The following is a 23434-nucleotide window of genomic DNA, read 5'->3' as shown; positions in this document are numbered from 1 at the left end:
CCATGGATTTCCTCACCCCTACCGTCCAGAAGGCCATGCTGACCGCGACCTGGGAAACCATCGAGATGGTGCTCATTTCCGGCGTCGTCACCGTGGTCATCGGCCTGCTGCTCGGCATCCTGCTGCACGTCACCGGCAAGGGCGGGCTGATGCCCGTGCGCTGGCTGAACGTCGTGCTCTCCGGGATCATCGTGAATATCACCCGCTCGATCCCGTTCGCCATCCTGATGGTGGCGCTGATTCCGTTCGCGGTCATTGTCGTGGGAACCTCGCTGGGCCCCATCGCGGCCTCGGTCTCGTTGACCATCGGCACCATCCCGTTCTTCGCCCGCCTGGTCGAGACCGCCCTGCGCGACGTCTCCTCCGGCAAGGTCGACGCCGCCCTGGTCATGGGCTCCACCAAGATGCAGGTCATCCGCAAGGTCATGGTGCCCGAAGCGATGCCCGGCATCGTCGCGGCCGTCACCACGACAGTGGTCACGCTGATCGGCTACTCGGCCATGGCCGGTCTGGTCGGCGGCGGTGGCTTGGGCCGCATGGCCTACACCTACGGCTATACCCGCTACAACCCTGAGATCATGCTCATGACGATCATCATCATCGTGGTCATGGTGCAGGTTGTCCAGATCATCGGCGATGTGATCGCCCGCAAGGTCGACCACCGCTAGAAACGTCCATCGGTCCATCCGACGGACGCCCGGAAGCCAGCGGCTTCTCCGGGCAAAAATCACTCGCACACGCCGTTCCCGGCACGTCAAACTAAGGAAACACGCAATGCGCAAAAAGCTCGCTCTTGCACTGACCGGTGTCGCAGCAATCTTCGCCCTCTCCGCCTGCGGCGGCAGCGATGCACCTGCCGCCGACGCCTCGGCACAGCCGCTGGATCCGGCGAACCCGGTAGTCCTCAAGGTCGGTGCCAGCCCGGTTCCGCAGGCCCAGATCCTGACCTACATCGACGAGAACCTGGCCAAGGACGCAGGCATCGACCTGGATGTCGTGGAAATCGACGACTACGTCACCCCGAACACTTCCCTGGACGATAAGTCGCTGGACGCCAACTACTTCCAGACCGAGAAGTACCTGGCCACCGAGGTTGCCGAGAAGGGCTATAAGTTCGCCCACGGCGCCGGCATCCACGTTGAGCCGATGACCGTCTTCTCGAAGAAGTTCGACAAGCCGGAAGACGTTACCGAGGGCGCCAGCGTGGTGCTGAACAACGACCCGGTCAACCAGCTGCGCGGCATGCGCGTGCTGGAGTCCGCAGGCCTGCTGGCCGGTCTGGAAGACACCGACTCGGTGCTGACCGTGCAGGACGACAAGGCCAAGAATCCCAAGGGCCTGAAGCTCGACGAGGTAAGCGCCGAGCAGGTTCCGCAGTACTACACCAAGGACAACTCGGTCGACATCGCCGTGATCAACGGCAACTTCATCGTCCAGGCCAAGCTGAACAAGGACGAAATTCTGGCCCAGGAATCCGGCGAGAACAACCCGAACGCCAACTTCCTGACCTGGCGTGAAGGCGAAGAGACCCCGGCCATCGCAAAGCTCGAAGAGCTGCTGCACTCGGACGAGGTCCGCACCTACATCAAGGACACCTGGACCGACGGAAGCGTCATCCCGGCCTTCTAGTCTCCACGGCACCGTATGAATTGCACGGCCGCCCATCCTCAGCGACTCTCGTCATTGAACCGGATGGGCGGCCGTTCTTATTTTGCATCCGCTGATTCCCAGCCCGCCAGACCAGCCCCCTCGCAGTCGGTGACGGCACCGCGGCCGCGCTCCCCCGGGCATTTCCGTGACTGGGCCACGAAGCGGAGACCAAAAGGCACAGGCGCCCAGAGGATCCTCACGGATGCCAGCGCACCAACACAAAACACCGATGCATTCTTCCTCGCCTGGATCACAGGGACGGCGGAATGCATCGGTGCTTTCACAAGCCCGAGGGGTCGGGCAATACCAGCGGCACGGCCAGCGGGTTACACGGCTACCGGGCTGATGCCGCCGAACTGCCTTCGAGTTCTGGCCCAGCCTCGGCGGACGCAGTGTTCTCGGCGACTTCCTCATCGTTCAGCCGCGAATGGCCTCGGCCGTAGGCGAAGTAGATGACCACGCCAATGACCAGCCACACGACAAAATACATCCAGGTTTCAATGGCCAAGTTGAGCATCAGGTAGGTGCACAGCAAAGCCGAAACGATCGGGATCACCGGGCCAAAGGGAACACGGAACGCGGGCTTCAGGTCCGGGCGCTTGCGGCGCAGCACCAGGATACCCAGGCTGACCATCACGAAGGCGGACAGCGTACCGATGTTGATCATCTCTTCAAGCACATCCACGCGCGTGAAGCCAGCGGCCAGGGCCACCAGGGTGCCGCAGACGACCGTGATGCGCACCGGGGTGCCGCGCTTGGCGCTGACCTTGGACAGCGAATGCGGCAGCAGCCCGTCGCGGCTGATGGCAAGCACCACACGCGTCAGGCCCATCAGCAGCACCATCACCACGGTGGTCAACCCGATGAGCGAGCCGACGGCGATGATGGAGGCCGCGCCGTCGTTGCCTACCGCTGCGAAGGCCGTGGCCAAGGTCGGATTCTCGACGGCTGCAAGATCCTTGTAGGAGACCATTCCGGTCAGCGCGAAGGACACGCCGATGTAGAGCAGGGTGGTGAGCGCAAGGCCCGCGAAGATGCCGCGCGGCAGCGTCTTGTTCGGGTTCTTGACCTCTTCGGCGCTGGTGGCGACGACATCGAAGCCGACGAAGGCGAAGAAGACCAAGGCGGCGCCTGCCAGCACTCCCGCCACGCCGTACTGGGCCGGTGCGGCTCCCGTGGCAAAGGAGAAGAGCGACTGCTGGAGCACGTCGGCGGTGCCGTTCCCGGCGGACGGAACTGCTTCGGGGACAAACGGGGTGATGTTATCCGCGTTGAAGTAGAACAGCCCGGCGGCGATCACGAAGAGCACCACGGCGATCTTGATGACGGTGAACACGTTCCCCACGGTCGCCGACAACTTGGTCCCCAAAACGAGCAGCACCGTGAACAGCGCAACAATCAGCAACGGCCCCCAGCTCATGGTCACGGGACCCAGGTCGATGGTCGCAGAGAGATGGATCCCGGCGAACTGGAACACTTCAGTGAGGTAGATACCCCAATATTTGGCGATGACCGCTGCCGCGGTGAACAGTTCGAGGATCAGGTTCCATCCGATGGTCCAGGCAATGAACTCGCCCATGGTGGCGTAGGAAAAGACATACGCGGAACCTGCGACGGGAATCGCCGTCGCGAATTCCGCGTAACACATGATCGCCATGGCACAGGTTAGTGCGGCGATGACAAAAGATACCGTGACGGCGGGGCCGGCAAAGTTGGCTGCCGCCCGCGCGCCCACGGAAAAGATTCCCGCACCTACCGATACTGCGACACCCATGATCATCAGATCCCAGGTGTTCAGGGTCCTTTTCAGCTGACGCCCGGGCCCTGCGGCGTCCGCCAGGAAACTCTCAACTGGCTTGGTACGAAATAGGCTCACTTTGATCCCTTGTGAGATGAAATGCGAAAAACTTACCGCCCAAGCTTAGCTGTGCAACATGGGAGCCATTTTTCGCATTTTCCCAGATCAGAACGCAACAAGGCATCATCTTCAGCAGCCCGGGAGTTGTGAGGCCGCCGAACATTGTTCAACAATAACCGGGCTGACGTGGGTCGATTTCGCGGTCCACGCCGCTCGGAGCACTCAACGCCGGCGGGCAGGTCTGCGTCAAGCCCCGGCGCCTTGGAGCAAAGCCCTGTGACTCAGGACTCGCGGATTGGGAAGACGAAACCCACATTTAACGCAGCAGGCTCCCCGCCCATTGGCACGACACATGGTGTCGGGCAGATGTCCGGGGAGCCTGCGATGCCCGTTGCCGGGACGAATAACCTAGGCCGTGGCGGCCGCCGCGGCCTTGGCAGCTGCCGGCAGGGCCGAGACGATCTTGTCCAGCGCCGCGTCGTCGTGCGCGGCGGAGACGAACCAGGCTTCGAACACGCTTGGCGGCAGGTAGACGCCCGAGTCCAGCATGGAGTGGAAGAACGGCGCGTAGCGGAACGCTTCCTGCTTCTGGGCGTCGGCGTAGTTGTGCACGCCGGTGGCGGAGGTGCCGAAGGCGACCGAGAACAGGGTGCCGGCGCGCTGGATCGAGTGGTCCAGGCCCTCGGCGTTGAAGGCCGAGGTGATGGCGTCCTGCAGGGCGGCGGACTGCTTGGCCAGGAACGCGTAGACCTCGTCGGTGGCGTTCTCCAGCTGGGCGATGCCGGCGGCCATGGCCACCGGGTTGCCTGACAGGGTTCCGGCCTGGTAGACCGGGCCCAGCGGGGCCAGGTAGTCCATGACCTCGGCGCGGCCGCCCAGGGCGGCGGTCGGCAGGCCGCCGCCGATGACCTTGCCGAAGGTGTACAGGTCGGCGTTCCAGCCTTCCACGCGTCCGGTCAGGCCCCAGTAGCCGGCATCCGAGGCGCGGAAGCCGGTGAGCACCTCATCCAGGATCAGCAGGGCGCCGTGCTGGGCGGTGGTGTCCTTGAGGAACTTGTTGAAGCCCTCCTCCGGGGTCACCACACCCATGTTGCACGGTGCGGATTCGGTGATCACCGCGGCGATGTTGCTTCCGTGCTCGGCGAAGGCGGCTTGAACGGCGGCGCGGTCGTTGTACGGCAGCACCAGGGTTTCGGCGGCGGTGGCGGCGGTGACGCCGGCGGATCCCGGCAGGGCCAGGGTGGCGACGCCCGAACCGGCATCGGCCAGCAGGCCGTCCAGGTGGCCGTGGTAGCAGCCGGAGAACTTGATGATCAGTTCGCGGCCGGTGAAGCCGCGGGCCAGGCGCACGGCGGTCATGGTGGCCTCGGTGCCGGTGGACACCATGCGCAGGCGCTCCACGCCGCCCATGCGGTTCTTGATCAGCTGGCCGAGCTTCGCCTCGTCCGGGGTGGAGGCGCCGAAGGACAGGCCGCGGTCCACCGCTGCGTGTACTGCCGCCTGGATCTGCGGGTGGGCGTGGCCCAGCAGCGCCGGACCCCACGAGCAGACCAGGTCCACGTATTCCTTGCCGTCCGCGTCGGTCAGGTAGGCGCCCTTGGCGCCGACCATGAACGGCGGGACGCCGCCGACCGAGCCGAAGGCGCGCACCGGGGAGTTCACGCCGCCGGGCATGACCTCGCGGGCCTCGGCAAAAAGCTTTTCAGAGTTCGACATGCGTCTTACTTACCTTCCTTGAGCCAGCCGGCAACTTCGGCTGCGTAGTATGTGAGGATCTGTTCGGCGCCCGCACGCTTGATGGACAGCAGGGATTCGAGCACCGAGGCCCTGCGGTCGATCCAGCCGTTGGCGCTGGCGGCCTCGATCATCGAGTACTCGCCGGAAATCTGGTAGGCCGAAACCGGCACCGGGGAAATCTCCGCCACGTCGCGCACGATGTCCAGGTAGCTCATGGCCGGCTTGACCATGATCATGTCGGCGCCCTCGGCGATGTCCAGCTCGGCTTCCAGGATGGCTTCGCGGCGGTTGGCGGCGTCCATCTGGTAGGTGCGGCGGTCGCCCTTCAGCTGGGAGTCCACGGCTTCGCGGAAGGGTCCGTAGAAGGCGCTGGCGTACTTGGCGCTGTAGGCGAGGATTGCGGTGTCCAGGTGGCCTTCGGCGTCCAGGGCCTCGCGGATCGCGCCGATCTGGCCGTCCATCATGCCCGACGGGCCGAGCATGTGGGCGCCGGCCTGGGCCTGCGCGACAGCCATCTGGCCGTAGATCTCCAAGGTGGCGTCGTTGTCCACGGCACCGTCGGCGTCCAGCACGCCGCAGTGGCCGTGCGAGGTGAACTCGTCCAGGCACACGTCGGACATGACCACCAGGTCGTCGCCGACCTCGGCGCGCACCGCGGCGATGCCGCGGTTCAGGATGCCCTGCGGGTCGATGCCCGCCGAGCCGTTCTCATCGCGTTCGGCCGGAATGCCGAAGAGCATGATGCCGCCCAGGCCCAGCTTGACCGCATCCGCCGCGGCGGCCTTGAGGCTGTCCATGGTGTGCTGGTAGACGCCGGGCATCGAGGTGATCTCGTTGGGCTCGCTCAGTCCCTCGCGCACGAACGCCGGCAGGATCAGCTGGCGTGCGGACAGCTCGTTTTCGGCAACCAGCGCGCGGATGGCCGGGTTCTGCCGCAGGCGGCGTGGTCGATGCTGAGGGAAACCCATGGCTTCGTATCTCCAGTTCTACTCTTGCTTCTTGAAAAGTCTTGCGCGGTCGTGCGCCGGCGCGGCCTAGCCGATTCCCAGCACGCTGCGCGCTGCCCTGGCCAGTCCGGCCGGTCCGGGGTCCTGCGCGGTGCCGTGCACCGGCAGCCCTGCGGCTTCCAGCGCGCGGGCGGTGGGCTGGCCGATGGCCAGCGTGTGGACGCGCGCAGGCAACCGGCCTCCGGCCAGCTGCGCGAAGCGCCGCACGATGCTCGGGGCGCTGAACACCACTAAATCCAGTTCTTCCAGTTTCGCACCGATAAGCGCTGGATCAAGGCATGTGACGTGTTCCGGCGCGGGCGGGCCGGGCACCGGGCGGCCCTGGGTGCCGGCATCCACGGTGCGGTAGGCGATGACCTCGTCCACCTGCACCGGCAGTCCGGCCAGGAAATCGCCCAGCGTGCTGCTGGCCAGATCCCCGTGCGGGTAGCAGATGCGCGCCCCGGCCGGCGGGGCCCACTGCGCGGCCATGCCCGCGGCGGACTGCACCTCGGGCTGGAAATCGGTCTCCAGGCCCAGCAGTTCGCTGGCCGATTGGGCCGTTTTCGCTCCGACGACCGCGAGCTTCAGGGATCGCGGCAACGGCCGCCCGTCCAGCAGCTCGCGCAGCACCGCCACGGTGGTGGCACTGGTGAGCACCAGCCAGTCGTAGGATCCGGCCCGCAGCGCCGCCGCCATGGACGACAGCGACGCGGTGTCCTGCGGCCAGATGGTGTCGATCAGCCGGGAGCACCAGGAGGTGATGCCCAGCTTCTCGAATTCCCGCACGGTGGCCGCGGCGCGGGCCGCATCGCGCAGGATCAGAGCCTGGTAGACCATGGGCCGGTCAGGCCAGCCCTGCGACGACCGCCGCGCCGTCGGCCAGCATGCCGTTGGCCAGCCCGCGGCCCAGCGCCTGGGCGGCGGCGACGTCGGCCAGCGGGGCCTTGGCGCTGCGGCGCATGACCTCGGAGCCGTCGGGGTTGCAGGCCACGGCGTCCAGCACCAGCTCGCCGTCCTGCACGCTGGCCAGCGCGCCGATCGGCGCGGCGCAGCCGGCCTCCAGCTGGTTGAGCAGTGCGCGTTCGGCTTCCACCTGCAAACGGGTGTGCAGGTCATCGAAGCGGGCCAGCGCCTGGTCCAGTTCCGCATGGCCGGTGCCCGCGGTGCGGGTCTCCAGCGCCAGCGCGCCCTGGCCGGGGGCCGGGAGCATGATGGACGGATCCAGGTACTCGGTGATGTGCTGCTCCAGGCCCAGGCGGCGCATGCCGGCAGCGGCAAGGATCACCGCATCCAGGTCGCCCTGGGTGGCCCGGCCCACGCTGCCGTCGTCGTGGGTGTCCCCCACGCCCTTGACCCGGCCGAGCCGGGTGGGCACGTTGCCGCGGATGTCCACGATCACCAGATCCTGGCGGTAGGCGCGCAGCTGCGCGGCGCGTCGCGGGGATCCGGTTCCGATCTTCGCGCCTTCGGGCAGCTGGTCGAGGGTCATTCCGTCGCGGCCGCACAGCGCGTCGCGCACGTCCTCGCGCGGCGGGATGGCGGCGAGCACCAGGCCCTCGGGCTGCACGGTGGGCAGGTCCTTGAGCGAATGCACCGCCAGGTCGCAGCCGCCGTCCAGCAGGTGCTGGCGCAGCGCGGCGGCGAACACCCCGGTGCCGCCCAGGTTGGCCAGCGAACCGGTCACCACATCGCCCTCGGTCTTCACCAGCACGGTGTCGACTTCAAGGCCGGACAGCTGCGCCAGCTGGTCGGCAGCCCATCCGGTCTGCGTGGTGGCCAGCGCGCTGCCCCGGGTTCCTACGCGGAAGGACTGGGTCATGGCTGCGGCACTCCCACCTCTGAATCCACCGCGCCGATGGTCGGGCGCAGGGTGCCGTCCATGGCAAGCTTTTCGCAGCAGCCAGGGCGGCAGACGTCGAACCAGGGGCCCAGCGCGGTTTCGGACAGGCGTCCTTCGCGCAGCGGCTTGCCGTCGGGGCCGGCCAGCCGCTCCTCGACCAGGTCGACCAGGCCGGAGACGAAGGCGCGGTGCGTGCCCGGGGTGGGCACGCGGGCGAAAGCCAGCCCCAGTTCGGCGCAGGTGTCCTTGGCCTCGGTGTCCAGGTCCCAGAGCACCTCCATGTGGTCGGAGATGAAGCCGATCGGCACCACCACCACGCCCGCCACGCCGGCTGCGGCGTCCTCTTCCAGCGCGTCGTTGATATCCGGTTCAAGCCACGGGGTGTGCGGGGATCCGGAGCGGGACTGGTAGACCAGGGAATGCTCCAGGCCGGCGGCCTCGGGCACGTTGGCCAGGATGTGCTCGGCCACTGCGCGGTGCTGGGCGGTGTACAGGTTCTCGTCCAGCGTGCTCCGGATGGCTTCGGGACCTGCGGCGTTCGCATCGCTCAGGGGGATCGAGTGCGTGACGAACACGATCTTGATCTTCCCCTCCGGTTTCCCGGCGGCGGCCAGCTGCTCGCGCACCGAGGCCAGAGAGCCGGGAAGCTCCTGGATGAATGGCTGCACAAAGGCCGGGGTGTCGAAGAACTGGCGCAGCTTGTCGACTTCCACCACCCCTTCAAGCCCGGTGGCGCGCAGGCCCATGCCCAAATCCTCGCGGTACTGGCGGCAGGCCGAGTAGCCCGAGTAGGCGCCGGTGCCCATGAGCAGCACGGTGCGGTGCCCGTCGGCGGCGATCTGCTCCAACGTGTCGTTCACGAACGGGTGCCAGTTGCGGTTGCCCCAGTAGATCGGCACGGTGATGCCGCGGGCGGCGAACTCGGCTTCGAGCGCGGCCTTCAGCGCGCGGTTCTGCGCGTTGATCGGCGAGACGCCGCCGTTGGTGCGGTAGTGCACCGCGACCTCTTCCAGGCGCTCGTCCGGGATGCCGCGCCCGCCGGTGACGTTGCGCAGGAACGGGATGACGTCGTCCTGTCCCTCTGGCCCGCCGAAGGAGGCGAGCAGCACCGCGTCATAGGCCTTCGGGATCATGCGCCCGTTCCGGTCGTAGCCGGTGCGCGGGTCGAAAGACTGGCTCACTGGAGCACCTCGAGGGCTTCGGCGGCCGAGATGCGGCGGCCGGTGTAGAACGGGGTTTCCTCGCGCACGTGGTGGCGGGCCTCGGTGTAGCGCAGGTGGCGCATCATGTCGACCAGGTCGATCATGTCGTCGGCTTCCAGGCAGATCTGCCACTCGTAGTCGCTGAATGCGAAGGCCGCCACGGTGTTGGCCAGCACGTCAGGGAATTCGCGGCCCAGGATGCCGTGGTCGCGCAGCATCTTGCCGCGGACCGCCGGGTCCATGGTGTACCAGTCGGTGGAGCGGACAAACGGGTAGACCGTCATCCATTCCTTGGCCGCCACGCCGCGGGCGAAGGCCGGCGAGTGGTCCTTGGCGAACTCCGCCTCGCGGTGCACCGCCATGGTGGAGTAGACGATCTCGGTGCCGGCCAGCAGCGCCGAGCGGCGGATCTTGCGCATCGAGGCCTGCAGCAGCGCCGCGGACGGGCCGTGGACCCAGATCATGATGTCCGCGTCTTCGCGCATGGCCGAGACGTCGTAGATGCCGCGCACGACGGCTCCCTCGGCGGCCAGCTGCTCGGTCAGCGCATCGAATTCGGCGGCCGCGGCGTCGGTGCGCTGGACTGCGTCCGAGCGCTTGAAGATGGTCCACAGGGTGTAGAAGAAGGTCGGGTTCTCCCCGGCGTTTTCGCGTTCGCGGATAACGGGCGAATTATGCTCCGGTGCGTTGCTCACTGGTGTTTCTCCTTGGATCTGCTGATCTGGGTTGGGTCTGCAAGTTTGTCGGCGCGCCGCCGGGCGGCGCGGGTCTTCGGCGCTGGTCGTCCGCTCCGGGGCTCAGCGGGCGCTGATGGCCACCGCGCGGCGGGCCTGGGCGATGACGCGGGCCAGGCCGGTGCCGGCCAGCCAGGCGCCCACCACGTCCACGCCGTCCAGGTCGTCAAGAGCCTGCTGGACCTGGGCGCGGCGCTGCGCCGCGGCGCCGCCCTGCAGCGGCACCATGTCGTTGAAGCGGGACACCGCGCTGCCGAGCACGTCTTCCTGCTGCAATTGAACACCGAGAATCTTTGAGGCGTCTTTGACCGCCTGCGCGATGAGCTGCGCGTCATCGCCGGATTCGACGATCGGCTCATGCTCGCCGATGCGGCCGAAGGACAGGCGCACCACATGCGTGCCCGGCCCTGCCTGCTCGGCCAGCCACGGCCATTTGGCGGTCGCGTGGGTCAGGGCCTTGGCCACCAGCGGGGCGCCGCGCGAGACCAGCACGCCGGATCCGCGCGGGGCCTCGTCCAGCTCCGGCTTGTCCACCACCAGGGTGGCCAGCACGATGGCGTTGGCTTCGGACCGGCCCTCGATCTGCTGGTCAGCCGGAAGCAGCGGGTTCAGCAGGCCCAGGGCTGGTTCGGCAGGGGTCGCGATGACCACGCGGTCGGCCTTCAGCTCCTGGCCCAGGGTGTGCACGGTGTACGGCTGCTCGGCCTGCGGCTGGCGGCTGATCGCGGTGACCGGCGAGTTGCGCACCAGCGACACCCCGGCGGCCTGCAGCTGGCCGGCCAGCGCCTCGATCATGGTGTACATGCCGCCGTCCAGCCCTGCCACGCGGGATCCGGCCGGGGCCGAGGACTGCAGCTGGGCCACGGCGCGGGCCAGCGAACCGGTGGACTGCATGGCCGCGCGCAGGCCCGGTGCGGCCGCGTCTATGTCGATCTGCGCCGGGTCGGTGGAGTAGACGCCGTTGACCACGGGAGCCACCAGCTCGTCGAGCACAGCTTGGCCCATGCGCGAGCGCACCACCTCGGCCAGCGACAGCGGCTCGGTGGCCCACTTCTTGCTCATCGGGGTGATCAGGTCCGCCGCGGCGCGCACGGTGGCGGCGCGGCCGATGAGGTGGCGCACCTCGTCGGTGCGCACGTGGCCGGGGATGCCCATCAGCGAGGTGGCAGGCAGCGGGTTGGCCAGGATCTTCTCCCCCTCGCCCTGGATCAGCCAGGCGCTGGCCCCGGAGGTGGCGGCGATGGAGCCGGACAGGTCCAGCTCGTCCAGGTAGGAGCCGACAGTCCCGCCGCGCACGGCGAAGGACTCGGCTCCGGCATCCAGCTGCAGCCCGGCGACCTCGGCGCGGCGCACGCACCCGCCGAAGCCGTCCGCGGCTTCCAGCACGGTGACACGGTGCCCGGTCTGGCGCAGGTCGCGCGCGGCCACCAGGCCGGCGACGCCGCCGCCGATGACCACCGCATGCGGGGCCGGGTCGGCCGCGTCCTTGGCGGCGCGCTTGTGGGCCTGCGCTTCGGTGGCGCTGCGCACCTTCTCCAGCAGCCGCAGCGCATGGGCGGCGGCGTCGGAGGCGATGACGCGGCGTGCCTTGGGCGTCTCAGCCCGGGTTGAAGCTTCTGCCACGTTCTCGCTGCGCTGATCCTTGCTCACGTACCGATGCACCTTCTGCCTTTGAATCGTTTGCTGCGGTGCGCGCGCCCGGGGTCGTCCCCCGAGGCGCCCGCCACCGCGATGACGCCTGTCATTCCCAGCTTAGTCCTGCCGGACTACAGGGAGTGGATGAGCTCCACCACACGGGTGAGCACACTCGGATCCGTGGTCGGCGGGACGCCGTGCCCCAGGTTCACCACGTGTCCGCGCGCCGCCTTGCCGCTGGCGACGACCTCGCGCACATGCGCTTCGAGGACTTCCCACGGGGCGGAGAGCAGCGCCGGGTCGATGTTGCCCTGTACCGAGACATCCTGGCCCAGGCGCTCGATGGCGGTGGGCAGCGGGATGCGGTAGTCGACGCCCACGGCGTCCACGCCGGCGTCGCGCATGGCGGTCAGCAGCTCGCCCGTGCCGGTGCCGAAGTGGATCAGCGGCACACCCAGATCGCGCACGAAGTCCAGCGACCGGGCGGAGTACGGTGCGGCGAACTTCTGGTAGTCCGGCAGCGACAGCGAACCGGCCCAGGAGTCGAACAGCTGGGCGGCGGAGGCTCCGGCCTCGACCTGCGCGCGCAGGAATTTGCCCGATGCGTCGGCGGCCCACTTCATCAGCGCGTCCCAGACCTCCGGCTCGGAGTGCATCATGGTGCGCGGGCCCAGGTGGTCGCGGCTCGGCTTGCCCTCGACCATGTAGGCTGCCACGGTGAACGGGGCGCCGGCGAAGCCGATCAGCGGGGTGCTGCCCAGCTCGGCGACGGTCAGGGCCACGGCCTGGCGGATGGGCTCCAGGGCTTCGTCGGTCAGCTCAGGCAGGGCCGCGACCTGCTCGGCGGTGCGGATCGGGGTGTCGAGCACCGGGCCGACACCCGGGACGATGTCCACGCCGATGCCTGCCAGACGCAGCGGGATGACGATGTCGGAGAAGAAGATTCCCGCGTCGACCTTGTGGCGACGCACCGGCTGGAGAGTAATCTCACTTGCCATCGCCGGGTCGAGGCACGAGTCCAGCATGCTCACGCCTTCGCGCAGCTTCAGATACTCGGGCAGCGAACGCCCTGCCTGGCGCATGAACCACACCGGGTGGTGCGAGGGCTCGCGGCCGGTCAAGGCCTGAATCAATGCGGAATCTTGGGTACGTCCATCGATCATCGGATGGTTCTGCGACAGAGTCATGCTTCAATTCTGCCAACTCTTGCCTTGAAATCCCATTTGGCCGGACACTTGCTCACTCTGCGCTGAAATTAAGCGCCTAACGGGGGATGGCCTTAGGTAGACCTGCGTTGTTTAACCGGCCCGTTGAGCTTAACCTAGGGACATTGTGGTTTTCTTATCTCTTGTCGCATCGCATTCGCAGCTCGACCTTGAGACCGTGGCACAAATCAGCGCCTCGGCCAGCGGGCTCGCTGCTGCCTCCGTCAACGGTTCGGCAGCTATCAACGGCGCCGTCGTGCTGGCCACCTGCAACCGCTTCGAGGTCTACGCGGACGTGGAGCACGTCGAGGATGCCACCGAGCACCTCGTTGCCCATCTCGCAGCCACCACCGAGCTCAGCGCCGACTTCCTGGCCCGCCAGCTGACCGCGCTGGAAGGCGACCCGGTCATCGAGCACCTCTTCTCCGTGGGCGCAGGCCTGGACTCCGCCGTCGTGGGCGAACGCGAAATCGCCGGACAGGTCCGCCGCGCGCTGGCGCAGGCGCAGCAGGAGAAAACCACTACCAGCAACCTCACCCGGCTGTTCCAGAACGCCACCCGCGCCGCCAAGGACGTCGGCAGCAACACCAACCTGGGCACCCAGGGCAAGTCAGTGGTCGCGGTCGCCCTGGACCTGGCCGAGGAACTCACCGACGAGGCAACCGCCTGGGCCGACCAGAACGTCGTGCTCTTCGGCACCGGCTCCTACGCCGGCGCCACCATGGCGCTGCTGAAGGAACGCGGCGTGGAACGCATCTCGGTGTACTCCAGCTCCGGACGCGCCGCCGAATTCACCGGCAAGCGCGGCGGCTTCCCGCTGACCGACGAGCTGCTCCCCCAGGCCCTGCGCGAAGCCGACATCATCGTCGGCTGCTCCGGCGGCGGACAGCGCCTGGACCGCGCGGCCCTGGAGGAAGTGCGCGTGAAGAACCACCCGCTGATCGCCATCGACATGGCGCTCACCCACGACTTCGATCCGGCGCTGGTCGAGATGGCCGACGTCGAGCTGATCACCCTGGAGTCGGTGCGCATGGCTGCCCCGACCGACCAGGCCTTGGCGGTGCACGCCGCCAGCCGCATCGTGAAGACCGCCGCCAGGGAATTCGCCGCCGCCCAGCGCGAGCGCGAAGCTGACTTCGCTATCGTGGCCCTGCGCCAGCACACCAAGGCGGTGCTCGACGCCGAGGTGGCCCGGGTCCGCGCCCAGCACGGCTGCACCGCCGCCGCGGATGAGGTCGAACTGGCCATGCGCCGCATGATGCGCCAGCTGCTGCACATTCCCACCGTCCGCGCCCGGGAGCTCGCCTCCGAGGGACGCACCGCGGACTACGTCACCGCGCTTCAGACGCTTTACGGCCTTGAACTGGGCGAACCCCAGGCGCAGGCCAGCGCCCCGGCGCCTGCCGTCTGCCCCGTGGAGACCTCCGCGCGCACCGCGTAGCCGCACCCTTAATTTTCTCGCGAAGTTACCTTTCCACCGCGATGCGTGGAATACTACTTGCAAGTAGGCTCCAGGGTCATCTGCAAAATCCACGATGACGTGGGCGGAGCCTTGCAGTAGCTGGAAAGGTCGAGGTCGACATGGCTGAAGTGGAATCGCTCAAGGGACATCGCACGCAGCGAATGCCAAGGGAAGCACGGCGACGCCAGCTCCTGCAGGCGGCCCACGAGGTCTTCGTCGGCAACGGGTACCACGGCGCCTCCATGGACGACATCGCCGACGTGGCCAAGGTTTCCAAACCCGTGTTGTACCAGCACTTCCCCGGCAAGCGCGAACTCTACCTGGCGCTGCTTGACTCGCATCTGGAGGACTTCAGCCGCCGGCTGGACGAGGCCATCCAGTCCACGGACGACAACCGGCAGCGCGTGTTCGCCACCATCAACACCTACTACCAGTACATCAAGAGCGAGTCCCAGGCCTACCGCCTGATCTTCGAATCCGACGTGCTCTCCGACCCGCTGATCGCCGCGCGCATCGAGGAATTCAACAACAACCTGTCCACCTCCATCTCCAAGGTCGTGGTCAAGGACACCGACCTGAACGAGGCCGAAGGGCTGCTCGCCGGGCGCGCGCTGGCCGGCCTGTCCCAGGTTTCGGCGCGCTACTGGGCCACCAGCGACGACTCGGTGGATCAGCAGACCGCCGTCGACCTGATCTCGCGTTTAGCTTGGCGCGGAATTTCCCAGTTCCCCAAGGAAAAGTAGCTAGATTAGTGGCTGAGGGACCCTTCTTGTAGGGGCACACATTTTTCGAGAGGATCAACGACAATCATGGAAATCCGGATTGGCATTCAGAACGTAGCCCGCGAAGTCGTACTCGAGTCGGAACTGAGCAATGCAGAAGTCAACGAGAAGGTTGCTGCGGCCATTGCCGGCGGTTCGGTGCTGTCCCTGACCGACCCCAAGGGCCGCGAGGTTCTCGTGCCGGCCTCAGGCATCGCCTACGTCGAGGTAGGCCCGGAGGAAGTCCGCCGCGTCGGCTTCGCCCAGTAATTGGCTTTCGGCGGCGCACCACGCCGCCAGCGCCTCGGCCGGCCCCCGCATCCCGCGGGGCCGGCCTTTGCGTTTGAACCCCCGGTCCTAGGTTCACCCCGGCTCCGGCGTGTAGGTTGAGGTAGTACCATCCCGGCAAAGCGTTCAACTTGGAACAGGCAGGCGGCGTACCGTGACCGATCAACGAATCCACGCACCGCGGCAGGTGGCCGCCAGCGACCTGCGCGACCTGCTGCTCGCACTGGAAAGCGAGTTCGAGGTCCCCGGCGAATTCGACGAGCAAACGCTGCAGGCCGCCCAGCAGGCAGTCGCCGATCTGCCGGAGCCCGACGCGGACGATACCGACCTGCCGTTCTTCACCATCGATCCCCCGGGCGCCACCGACCTGGACCAGGCCATGTACCTGGAACGCAAGGGCACCGGCTACCTGGTGCACTATGCCATCGCCGACGTGCCGGCGTTCGTCCGGCTCGGCGGCCTGCTCGACATGGTCTCCCGCGAGCGCGGGCAGACCTTCTACCTGCCGCAGCGCAAGATCACGCTGTACCCGCCGCTGATTTCCGAGGACCGCGGCTCGCTGCTGCCCGACGTGCCCCGGCCCGCCTTCCACTGGCGCATCGCCCTGGACGCCGACGGGGCCCTGGGCGAGGTGCAGCTGACCCGCTCGCAGATCCGCTCCCGCGCGCAGCTGGACTACGAAACCGCCCAGCGGCGCCTCGACTCGGGCGAGGACAACGGACAGCTGCAGCTGCTCGCGGAGATCGGCCAGGCCCGGCTGGTGCAGGAACGGCTGCGCGGAGGCGCCTCCCTGAACCTGCCCGACCAGGAAATCGTTCCGGAGGGCGGCGGGTACAAGCTGGTCAGCCGCACCCCGTTGCTGCTGGAGGAATTCAACGCGCAGATCTCGCTGCTCACCGGCATCGCCGCGGCCCGTCTGATGCTCAAGGCCGGCACCGGGATCCTGCGCACCATGCCGCCGCCTGACCCGCGGGACCTGAAGGCCTTCAGGCAGCAGACCCGGCTGCTGGGCAGCCCCTGGCCCGAGGACATCAGCTACGGCGAGTACCTGCACACCCTTGATGTCAGCGACCCGCGCCAGCTGGTCATCATGCACCGCGCCGCCTCGCTCTTCCGCGGCGCCGACTACCAGGTCATCGCCGGCCAGCCGGAATCCGACCTGGTCCAGGCCGCCCTAGCCGCGCCCTACGCGCACACCACCGCCCCGCTGCGCCGCCTGGTGGATCGCTTCGTGCTGCTGACCTGCCATCTGCTCAGCACCGGGCAGCCGCTGCCCGATGAACTCGACCAGGCGCTGCCCTTGCTGCCGGAGCTGATGCGGACCAGCTCCGCGGCCGCCAACAAGGTGGCCCGGGCCGCGGTGGACCTGCTGGAGGCCTACACCCTGCAGCACCGCATCGGCGAGCAATTCCAGGCCATTGTGCTCACCGCCGCGCAGGGCGCGGCCAACGGGGAGAACGGCAACGGCAAGCCGCGGCCCGGGCAGCTGCAGCTGGTCACCGAACCGGTCACCGGCAGCTTCAGCGGCAGCGCGGAAGCCGGCACGCTGGTGAGCGTGAAGCTGGTGGAAGCCGACCCGCGCACCCGCCGGATCCACTTCGAAACGGTGCCCCGCGGCTGACGAACCGCTGAAATCCGGCCAAACAAGTTATGCTGGTCAGTATTACTACTGAGGATGCCCGATCGCACAGCGCTGAAAGTACGACCAGTTACCTGATGACTTCCCAGCGGTCATCATTCCGCAGGACCCCCACGTGGGCTCCCGCGTGCATCGAGCGATCGGCTCCGCTGGACCCGCCTCCCTTCGGGCGCACCCCCTGGATTTGCAGGGCAGGTCGACCCCGCCGGGAGGCCAACATGAAATGAGACTGAAGACATCGTGAGCGACACGACGCTAACGGCACCAGCTGCCGACACCCCCCAAGAGAACAGCACCCCCGAAGCGGCGAAGCAGAGCTTTGCCGAGCTGGACGTGCGCGAGGACATCGTCGCCTCGCTGCTCGAAGCGGGCATCGAATACCCCTTCCCCATCCAGGCGCTGACCCTTCCGGTGGCCCTGGGCGGCAATGACATCATCGGCCAAGCCAAGACCGGCACCGGCAAGACCCTGGGCTTCGGCATCCCCGCCCTGCAGCGTGTCATCCGCGCGGGCGACGCCGGCTACGGGGACCTGCAGTTTCCCGGCGCCCCGCAGGCCCTGATCGTGGCCCCAACCCGCGAACTGGCCATCCAGGTCGGCGCCGACCTGGCCCAGGCCTCCAAGCACTCGAACATCTCCATCACCACCATCTACGGCGGCCGCCCCTACGAGGAGCAGATCGCAGCCCTGAAGGCCGGCACCGACGTCGTCGTGGGCACCCCCGGACGCCTGATCGACCTCAACCGCCAGCGCGTGCTGAACCTGAAGCAGATCAAGACCGTGGTGCTGGACGAGGCCGACGAGATGCTCGACCTCGGATTCCTGCCCGACGTGGAGCGCATCCTCGCCGCCTTGCCGCCGGTACGCCAGGCAATGCTCTTCTCCGCCACCATGCCGGGCGCCGTGATCACCATGGCCCGCCGCTACATGTCCCGCCCGACGCACATCCGCGCCCAGGACCCGGACGACGACGGCTCGCTGACCAAGCGCAACATCCGCCAGCTGGTCTACCGCGCGCACAACCTGGACAAGGACGAGATGGTCGCGCGCCTGCTGCAGGCCGAGGGCCGCGGCAAAACCATCATCTTCACCCAGACCAAGCGCTCGGCTGCCAAGCTGGCCGACGAGCTGATCGACCGCGGCTTCAACGCCGGTTCGCTGCACGGCGACCTGGGCCAGGGCGCCCGCGAGCAGGCGTTGAAGGCCTTCCGCTCCGGCAAGGTGGAGATCCTGGTCGCCACCGACGTCGCCGCCCGCGGCATCGACGTGGACGACGTCACCCACGTGGTCAACCTGCAGTGCCCGGATGACGAGAACACCTACCTGCACCGCGTGGGCCGCACCGGCCGCGCCGGCAACACCGGCACCGCGGTGACCTTCGTGGATTGGGATTCGGTGCCGCGCTGGTCGCTGATCAACAAGGCCCTGGGCCTGAGCGTGCCCGAGCCGGTGGAAACCTACTCCTCCTCGCCGCACTTCTTCACCGACCTGAACATCCCCAAGGGCACCAAGGGCCGGTTGCCGCGCGCCAAGAAGTCGGCCGCTGCCGAAGGCGACGGCTCGCCGCGCGAGTCCTCCCGCGAGCCCCGAGAGAACCGCGAACGCACCCCGCGCCGCCGCAACGGTTCGCGCACCCGCACCCGCACCGTGAACGGGCAGGCCCAGGAGCGCGGCGCGCGGCAGGATTCCGGCGCCGAGGACCAGGCCGGTGCACGCCACGGCCACTCCAAGGGCCGCCAGGACCGTCCGGGCCGCGAAGCCGAGCGCCATCGCGAATCCCGCGTCTCCGGCGAGGAAGGCGCAGCGGAGGGCACCTCGAAGCCCCGCCGCCGCCGTCCGCGCCGCCGCACCGGCGGAAGCAGCGAGGCAGGCTTGCAGGACTAGTCCTGCGAGCCCCCGCTCGCAGCACTCCGAAAGGATTCAGTACCCAGGTGCTCGCACAACCTGAAGATTCAACCCTGTCCGCGGCCGCGGCGCACTCCGGTTCCCCGGTGAGCGCCCCGGCCGCGGGCAACACCGTGTTCCACGGCGACAACATGTCGGTGCTGGCAACCCTGCCCGATGAAAGCTTCACGCTGATCTACGTGGATCCGCCCTTCAACACCGGGCGCAAGCAGACCCGCGCCGAACGCACCATGGTCCGCGCCGACGAAGGCGAAGGCACCCACGTGGGGTTCAAGGGCCGCAGCTACACAGCGGAAATCGGCCAGTCGCGCTCCTACCACGACAGCTTCGAGGACTACCTCAGCTTCATCGAGCCGCGTCTGCTGGAGGCCTACCGGCTGCTGGCCGAGGACGGCACCCTCTACGTCCACCTGGACTACCGGGAGGTGCACTACGTCAAGGTGCTGCTGGATACGATCTTCGGCCGCGAGTGCTTCCTGAACGAACTGATCTGGGCCTACGACTACGGGGCCCGGGCCAAGAGCCGCTGGCCTGCCAAGCACGACACCATCCTGGTGTACGTGAAGAACCCGAAGAAGTACCACTTCGATTCGGCGGAAGTCGACCGCGAGCCCTATATGGCACCAGGCCTGGTGACCCCGGAAAAGCGGGAGAAGGGCAAGCTGCCCACCGACGTGTGGTGGCATACCATCGTGTCCCCCACCGGCAAGGAGAAGACCGGCTACCCCACCCAGAAGCCCGAGGGCATCCTGCGGCGCATCGTCGCGGCCTCTTCGCGGCCCGGCGACTGGGTGCTTGACTTCTTCGCAGGCTCCGGCACCACCGGTGCGGTGGCCGCGAAGATGGAACGCCGCTTCGTGCTGATCGACCAGAACACTCAGGCGATCGAGGTCATGCACGCCCGGCTGCCCGAAAACACGGTGTTCGCCACCCTGGACGGCTCCCCGGCCCCGGTGCCGCGCCCCGCCGACTAGGACTGCAGCAGAGCGCTGGTTCCGGTGCCCTGCGCCAGGATGCGCTCCAGCATGGCCGGCTCGGTGAGATTCTCGCCGAGCCGGTTCAGTTTTCCGGTGCCGTGGTAGTCCGAGGATCCGGTGGCAATCAAGTCGTGCTCCGACGCCAGCGCCAGCAGCTGCTCCTTGCCCTCGGCGCTGTTGTCCCGGTGGTAGACCTCCACCCCGCCCAGCCCGGCCTCGATCATTTCGTGGACCGTCGATTCGGGCACCACCCGTCCGCGCAGCGCTGCCTTCGGGTGGGCGAACACCGGCACGCCGCCGGCCTCGCGCACCAGGCGCACCGCCGCGGCGGGGTTGATGGCAGGATGCGACACGTAGTAGCGCGAGCGCGAGGACAGGATGTTGGCGAACGCCTCGTTCCGATGGGCCACCACCCCTGCGGTCACCAGCGCGTCGGCGATATGCGGTCGACCCACCGTGGCCCCGGGCTGGCAATGCTCGGTGACCAGCTCCCAGCTGATCGGGTAGTCCTCGGCCAACCGTTCCACGATGCGCTGGGCGCGCACGATCCGCGAATTCAGCGACACGGCCAGCTCGTCGAGCAGCGGCTGGTAGGACGGGTCGTGCAGGTAGGACAGCAGGTGCACGCTGATCCCGTGCGAATCCTGGCACGTGATCTCCATGCCGGGAATGAACCCGATCCCCAGTTCCCGCGCGGTAACACGTGCCTGGTCCCACCCGCTGGTCTGGTCGTGGTCGGTCAGCGCCACCACGTCCAGCCCCGCCGCGGCCGCCGCGGTGATCAGCTCGGCCGGGGTTTCCGTGCCGTCGGAAACGTTGGAATGGGTGTGCAGGTCGATTCGCATACTCCCTAGAATATCGAAGTGCACACGTTCTTTGGTGGCGCATAGCTGATGGTGACACACTTGAAGTTATGACCAATCAAGTTTCATCGCCTTCGGGCAGCGACCAGCCATTGGAAGACCGCGTGAACAACCGTTCGCAGCGTCCGACCTCCGAATCCTTCAAGCAGTTCATGGCCTCGAACTGGGCCGCCGACACCTCGGCTCTGCCGGACGCCGATCCGTCCGCAGACTACGCGGCCGCCCGCCGCGCCAAGCTCTCCGCCGCCTTCCCGGGCGAGCGCCTGGTCATCCCCGCCGGCCCGCTGAAGGTCCGCTCGAATGACACCGACTACCGCTTCCGCCCGCACTCGGCCTTCGCCCACCTCACCGGCCTGGGCGTCGACCACGAGCCGGACGCAGTGCTGATCCTGGAGCCGACCGACGACGGCGCCGGCGACAACGGCAGCAACCACTCAGCCACCTTGTACTTCGCCCCGATGGCGGGCCGCGATTCCTCGGACTTCTACCTGGATTCGCGTTCCGGCGAGTTCTGGGTGGGCCCGCGCCCGACCCTGAGCACCATGTCCGCCCGCACCGGCATGCCCACCGATTCGCTGGAGCAGCTGGAACTGGCGATCACCAAGAACTCCGGCCCGCAGGCCATGGGCGGCATCCGCATCCGCCTGGTGCGCCAGGTGGACCTGAACGTCGAGGCGCTGGTGGACACCAGCCGCATCAACACCTCGCAGGATCTGGAAGCCTCCGACGCGCTGGACAACGAGCTGGCCGAGTTCCTCTCCGAGCTGCGCCTGGTCAAGGACGACTACGAGATCGCCGAACTGCGCAAGTCGGTGGCGGCGACCATCAATGGCTTCGAGGACGTGGTGCGCAACCTGGATTCGGCCATCGCCCATGATCGCGGCGAACGCATCGTCGAAGGCTCGTTCTTCGCCCGCGCCCGCCTGGAAGGCAACGACCTGGGCTACGACACCATCGCCGCCTGTGGCAACAACGCCACCATCCTGCACTGGATCCGCAACAACGGCGCCGTGAACGAGGGCGAGGTGCTGCTGCTGGACGCCGGCGTGGAAGCCGACTCGCTGTACACCGCGGACATCACCCGCTCCCTGCCGGTCTCCGGCAAGTACACGGACGTCCAGCGCCGCGTCTACGAGGCGGTGCTTGACGCCGCCGACGCCGCCTTCGCCGCGGTCAAGCCGGGCCTGAAGTTCCGCGACCTGCACCAGATCGCCACTCGCGTGCTGGCCGAGCGCCTGGCCGACTGGGGCATCCTGCCGGTCTCCGTGGACGAGGCCATGAGCCCCGAGGGGCAGCAGCACCGCCGCTGGATGCCGCACGGCACCAGCCACCACCTGGGACTGGACGTGCACGACTGCGCCCAAGCCCGCGCGGAACTGTACCTGGATGCCGAGCTGGAAGAGGGCATGGTCTTCACCATCGAGCCTGGCCTGTACTTCAAGAACGAGGACCTGGCGATCCCGCAGGAGTACCGCGGCATCGGCGTGCGCATCGAGGACGACATCCTGGTCACCGCCACCGGCGGCGAGTCGCTGAGCGCCGCGCTGCCGCGCACCGCCGACGACGTCGAGGCCTGGATGGCCAAGCTGCGCGGCTAGGCACCCCGGCTTAAAGTCCGCTGGCCTTCATCCGCCCCGAGGGGCTGGATGAAGGCCAGCGGACTTTCGTGTTGCCGCTTGCGGCTAGGAGTTCTTGTCCTGGCGGGTTTCCTCCGGCGCGTCCGCAGCAGAGTGCTGCTGCGCCGGCTCATCCGTGCCGTCCTGATCGGAAGCCTGGTCCTTGCGGCGGCCGATCTCAACCGTCGGCTCGACCTCGGACAGGTTCTGGGCCGGGGAGGCAGGCTGGGCCTGCTGGGTTGCTGCCGGCTGCCCGGTTGCCGGCGGGGTCGGCTGCACGCGTACGCCGTAGCGCGGACGTCCATCCGGAAGGTCCGGGAACTGGCCGTTCGGGGCATCGGCGGAAGCCGGGGCCGGCTGCTGGGTTGCGCCTGGAGCCTGCACGGTCGCCGGAGCCGCCGGCTGGACCGGGGCGGTCGGCTGCGCTTGCTGCCCTGGAAGATTCGAGCCCGGGATGTTCGGGGCCGGGGCGTGCGGACGCATCGGCAGCTTGGAGGCGAGCTGGCGGGCGGCCTGCGCGTTCTCGAAGTCGACGACCACGTCGAAGCTGGTGGCCACGAACTGGCTGGAGGAGGCGAAGTCGCGCTTGCCGCGGCGGGTCGAGTAGCTGATCACCCCGGCGATCATCCAGATGGCCATGCCTAGGCCGATGGCGGACAGGATCTGGTAGATGCCGTTGCCGCCGCCGAACAGCGAGAGCAGCAGGCCGACGAACAGACCCATCATGGCACCCTGCGCGGCGCCGGCCAACGCGACCTTCGGGTAGGACAGCTTGGCGGTCACGCGCTCAACGGTGCGCACGTCGTTGCCCACGATGGTCACGGAGGCCACCGGGAAGTCGTTGTCGGCCAGGTAGTCCACGAGCTTCTGGGCGTCGAGGTAGCTGGTGTAGCGCCCCAGCAGCTCGCCGCGCGGCAAGCCGTTGGTGCTGATCGAATTTACTCCTTGTGGCGAGGTCATATCTATATTGTGCACGGTGATGCTGTGTTTGCACCCAGTAGTGAAGCGGGGATCACTGTGGGCGAAAGAATCCGCGCCACGGGTGTGTCACCGCGCACCGCGCGAAGGCACCG

At 67.8% G+C, this 23434-nt stretch carries 20 protein-coding genes; 9 read left to right on the top strand and 11 right to left on the bottom strand.

All coding sequences use genetic code 11. From position 1 onward, the window contains the following. Positions 1-2: 2 nt before the first annotated feature. Together ATC04_RS06975 and ATC04_RS06970 are read left to right on the top strand one after the other, a co-directional pair. Positions 3-668: a methionine ABC transporter permease gene (locus ATC04_RS06975; RefSeq protein WP_047119542.1), complete on the top strand. Its 666-nt coding sequence runs from the start codon at positions 3-5 to the stop codon at positions 666-668. Positions 669-774: 106 nt separating this feature from the next. Next, entirely contained in the window at positions 775-1629 is an 855-nt protein-coding gene (locus ATC04_RS06970) for a MetQ/NlpA family ABC transporter substrate-binding protein (protein WP_047119543.1), read from the top strand. A 355-nt stretch (positions 1630-1984) separates the two neighbouring features. On the opposite strand, the gene ATC04_RS06965 is transcribed toward ATC04_RS06970, so the two are convergent. The 9 genes from ATC04_RS06965 to hemE form a co-directional block, all read right to left on the bottom strand. Continuing rightward, positions 1985-3526: an amino acid permease gene (locus tag ATC04_RS06965; protein ID WP_047119544.1), complete on the bottom strand. Its 1542-nt coding sequence runs from the start codon at positions 3524-3526 to the stop codon at positions 1985-1987. Positions 3527-3916: 390 nt separating this feature from the next. Beyond that, positions 3917-5224, bottom strand: coding sequence for a glutamate-1-semialdehyde 2,1-aminomutase (hemL, locus tag ATC04_RS06960; protein WP_047119545.1), 1308 nt, complete (start codon positions 5222-5224; stop codon positions 3917-3919). Positions 5225-5229: 5 nt separating this feature from the next. Next, the gene (gene hemB / locus ATC04_RS06955) at positions 5230-6213 is read right to left on the bottom strand and encodes a porphobilinogen synthase (protein ID WP_047119546.1); all 984 of its coding nucleotides are present in this window, start codon (positions 6211-6213) and stop codon (positions 5230-5232) included. Positions 6214-6279: 66 nt separating this feature from the next. Beyond that, entirely contained in the window at positions 6280-7071 is a 792-nt protein-coding gene (locus ATC04_RS06950) for a uroporphyrinogen-III synthase (RefSeq protein WP_047119547.1), read from the bottom strand. 7 nt (positions 7072-7078) lie between these two features. Then, a complete protein-coding gene (gene hemC / locus ATC04_RS06945; protein WP_047119548.1) occupies positions 7079-8053 on the bottom strand; it encodes a hydroxymethylbilane synthase in 975 nt (324 codons plus the stop codon). Next, positions 8050-9255, bottom strand: coding sequence for a ferrochelatase (locus ATC04_RS06940; RefSeq protein WP_231735929.1), 1206 nt, complete (start codon positions 9253-9255; stop codon positions 8050-8052). The genes hemC and ATC04_RS06940 overlap by 4 nt, the downstream gene beginning before the upstream one ends. Next, positions 9252-9938 (bottom strand): hydrogen peroxide-dependent heme synthase, encoded by a 687-nt coding sequence (hemQ, locus tag ATC04_RS06935; RefSeq protein ID WP_047120809.1) that lies wholly within the window; start codon positions 9936-9938, stop codon positions 9252-9254. The genes ATC04_RS06940 and hemQ overlap by 4 nt, the downstream gene beginning before the upstream one ends. A 135-nt stretch (positions 9939-10073) precedes the next feature. After that, positions 10074-11660 carry a protoporphyrinogen oxidase gene (gene hemG / locus ATC04_RS06930; RefSeq protein ID WP_160309086.1) on the bottom strand — a complete coding sequence of 529 codons (1587 nt, stop codon included), beginning with the start codon at positions 11658-11660 and terminating at the stop codon, positions 10074-10076. Positions 11661-11776: 116 nt separating this feature from the next. Beyond that, positions 11777-12832, bottom strand: coding sequence for a uroporphyrinogen decarboxylase (hemE, locus tag ATC04_RS06925; RefSeq protein WP_047119549.1), 1056 nt, complete (start codon positions 12830-12832; stop codon positions 11777-11779). A gap of 145 nt (positions 12833-12977) precedes the next feature. Between hemE and ATC04_RS06920 the strand changes: the two genes are divergently transcribed. The 6 genes from ATC04_RS06920 (at position 12978) to ATC04_RS06895 (ending at position 19879) form a co-directional block, all read left to right on the top strand. Further along, on the top strand, positions 12978-14291 hold the full coding sequence (locus ATC04_RS06920; RefSeq protein ID WP_047119550.1) for a glutamyl-tRNA reductase: 1314 nt from the start codon (positions 12978-12980) through the stop codon (positions 14289-14291). Between the two features lie 140 nt (positions 14292-14431). Further along, positions 14432-15055, top strand: coding sequence for a TetR/AcrR family transcriptional regulator (locus tag ATC04_RS06915; protein WP_047119551.1), 624 nt, complete (start codon positions 14432-14434; stop codon positions 15053-15055). A gap of 66 nt (positions 15056-15121) precedes the next feature. Further along, entirely contained in the window at positions 15122-15343 is a 222-nt protein-coding gene (locus tag ATC04_RS06910; RefSeq protein WP_047119552.1) for a DUF3107 domain-containing protein, read from the top strand. Positions 15344-15515: 172 nt separating this feature from the next. Then, the gene (locus ATC04_RS06905; protein WP_047119553.1) at positions 15516-16982 is read left to right on the top strand and encodes an RNB domain-containing ribonuclease; all 1467 of its coding nucleotides are present in this window, start codon (positions 15516-15518) and stop codon (positions 16980-16982) included. Between the two features lie 258 nt (positions 16983-17240). Next, positions 17241-18884 (top strand): DEAD/DEAH box helicase, encoded by a 1644-nt coding sequence (locus ATC04_RS06900; protein WP_047119554.1) that lies wholly within the window; start codon positions 17241-17243, stop codon positions 18882-18884. 152 nt (positions 18885-19036) lie between these two features. Continuing rightward, positions 19037-19879 carry a site-specific DNA-methyltransferase gene (locus ATC04_RS06895; protein WP_047120811.1) on the top strand — a complete coding sequence of 281 codons (843 nt, stop codon included), beginning with the start codon at positions 19037-19039 and terminating at the stop codon, positions 19877-19879. Here ATC04_RS06895 and ATC04_RS06890 read toward each other — a convergent pair. Then, entirely contained in the window at positions 19876-20727 is an 852-nt protein-coding gene (locus ATC04_RS06890; RefSeq protein ID WP_047119555.1) for a PHP domain-containing protein, read from the bottom strand. The two genes, ATC04_RS06895 and ATC04_RS06890, sit on opposite strands and share 4 nt — an antisense overlap. A gap of 68 nt (positions 20728-20795) precedes the next feature. Here ATC04_RS06890 and ATC04_RS06885 point away from each other — a divergent pair, with 68 nt between their 5' ends. Further along, positions 20796-22343 carry an aminopeptidase P family protein gene (locus ATC04_RS06885; protein WP_047119556.1) on the top strand — a complete coding sequence of 516 codons (1548 nt, stop codon included), beginning with the start codon at positions 20796-20798 and terminating at the stop codon, positions 22341-22343. Between the two features lie 84 nt (positions 22344-22427). Here ATC04_RS06885 and ATC04_RS06880 read toward each other — a convergent pair whose 3' ends face one another. Continuing rightward, positions 22428-23321, bottom strand: a complete 894-nt coding sequence (locus tag ATC04_RS06880) for a general stress protein (RefSeq protein ID WP_197413521.1) — start codon at positions 23319-23321, stop codon at positions 22428-22430. Positions 23322-23434 lie beyond the last annotated feature (113 nt).

The sequence above is a fragment of the Arthrobacter sp. YC-RL1 genome, assembly GCF_001454985.1.
Taxonomy (GTDB): Bacteria; Actinomycetota; Actinomycetes; order Actinomycetales; family Micrococcaceae; genus Glutamicibacter; species Glutamicibacter soli.
Note: the sequence above shows the minus strand (reverse complement) of the source record. Positions and strands in the feature narration are given on the sequence as shown.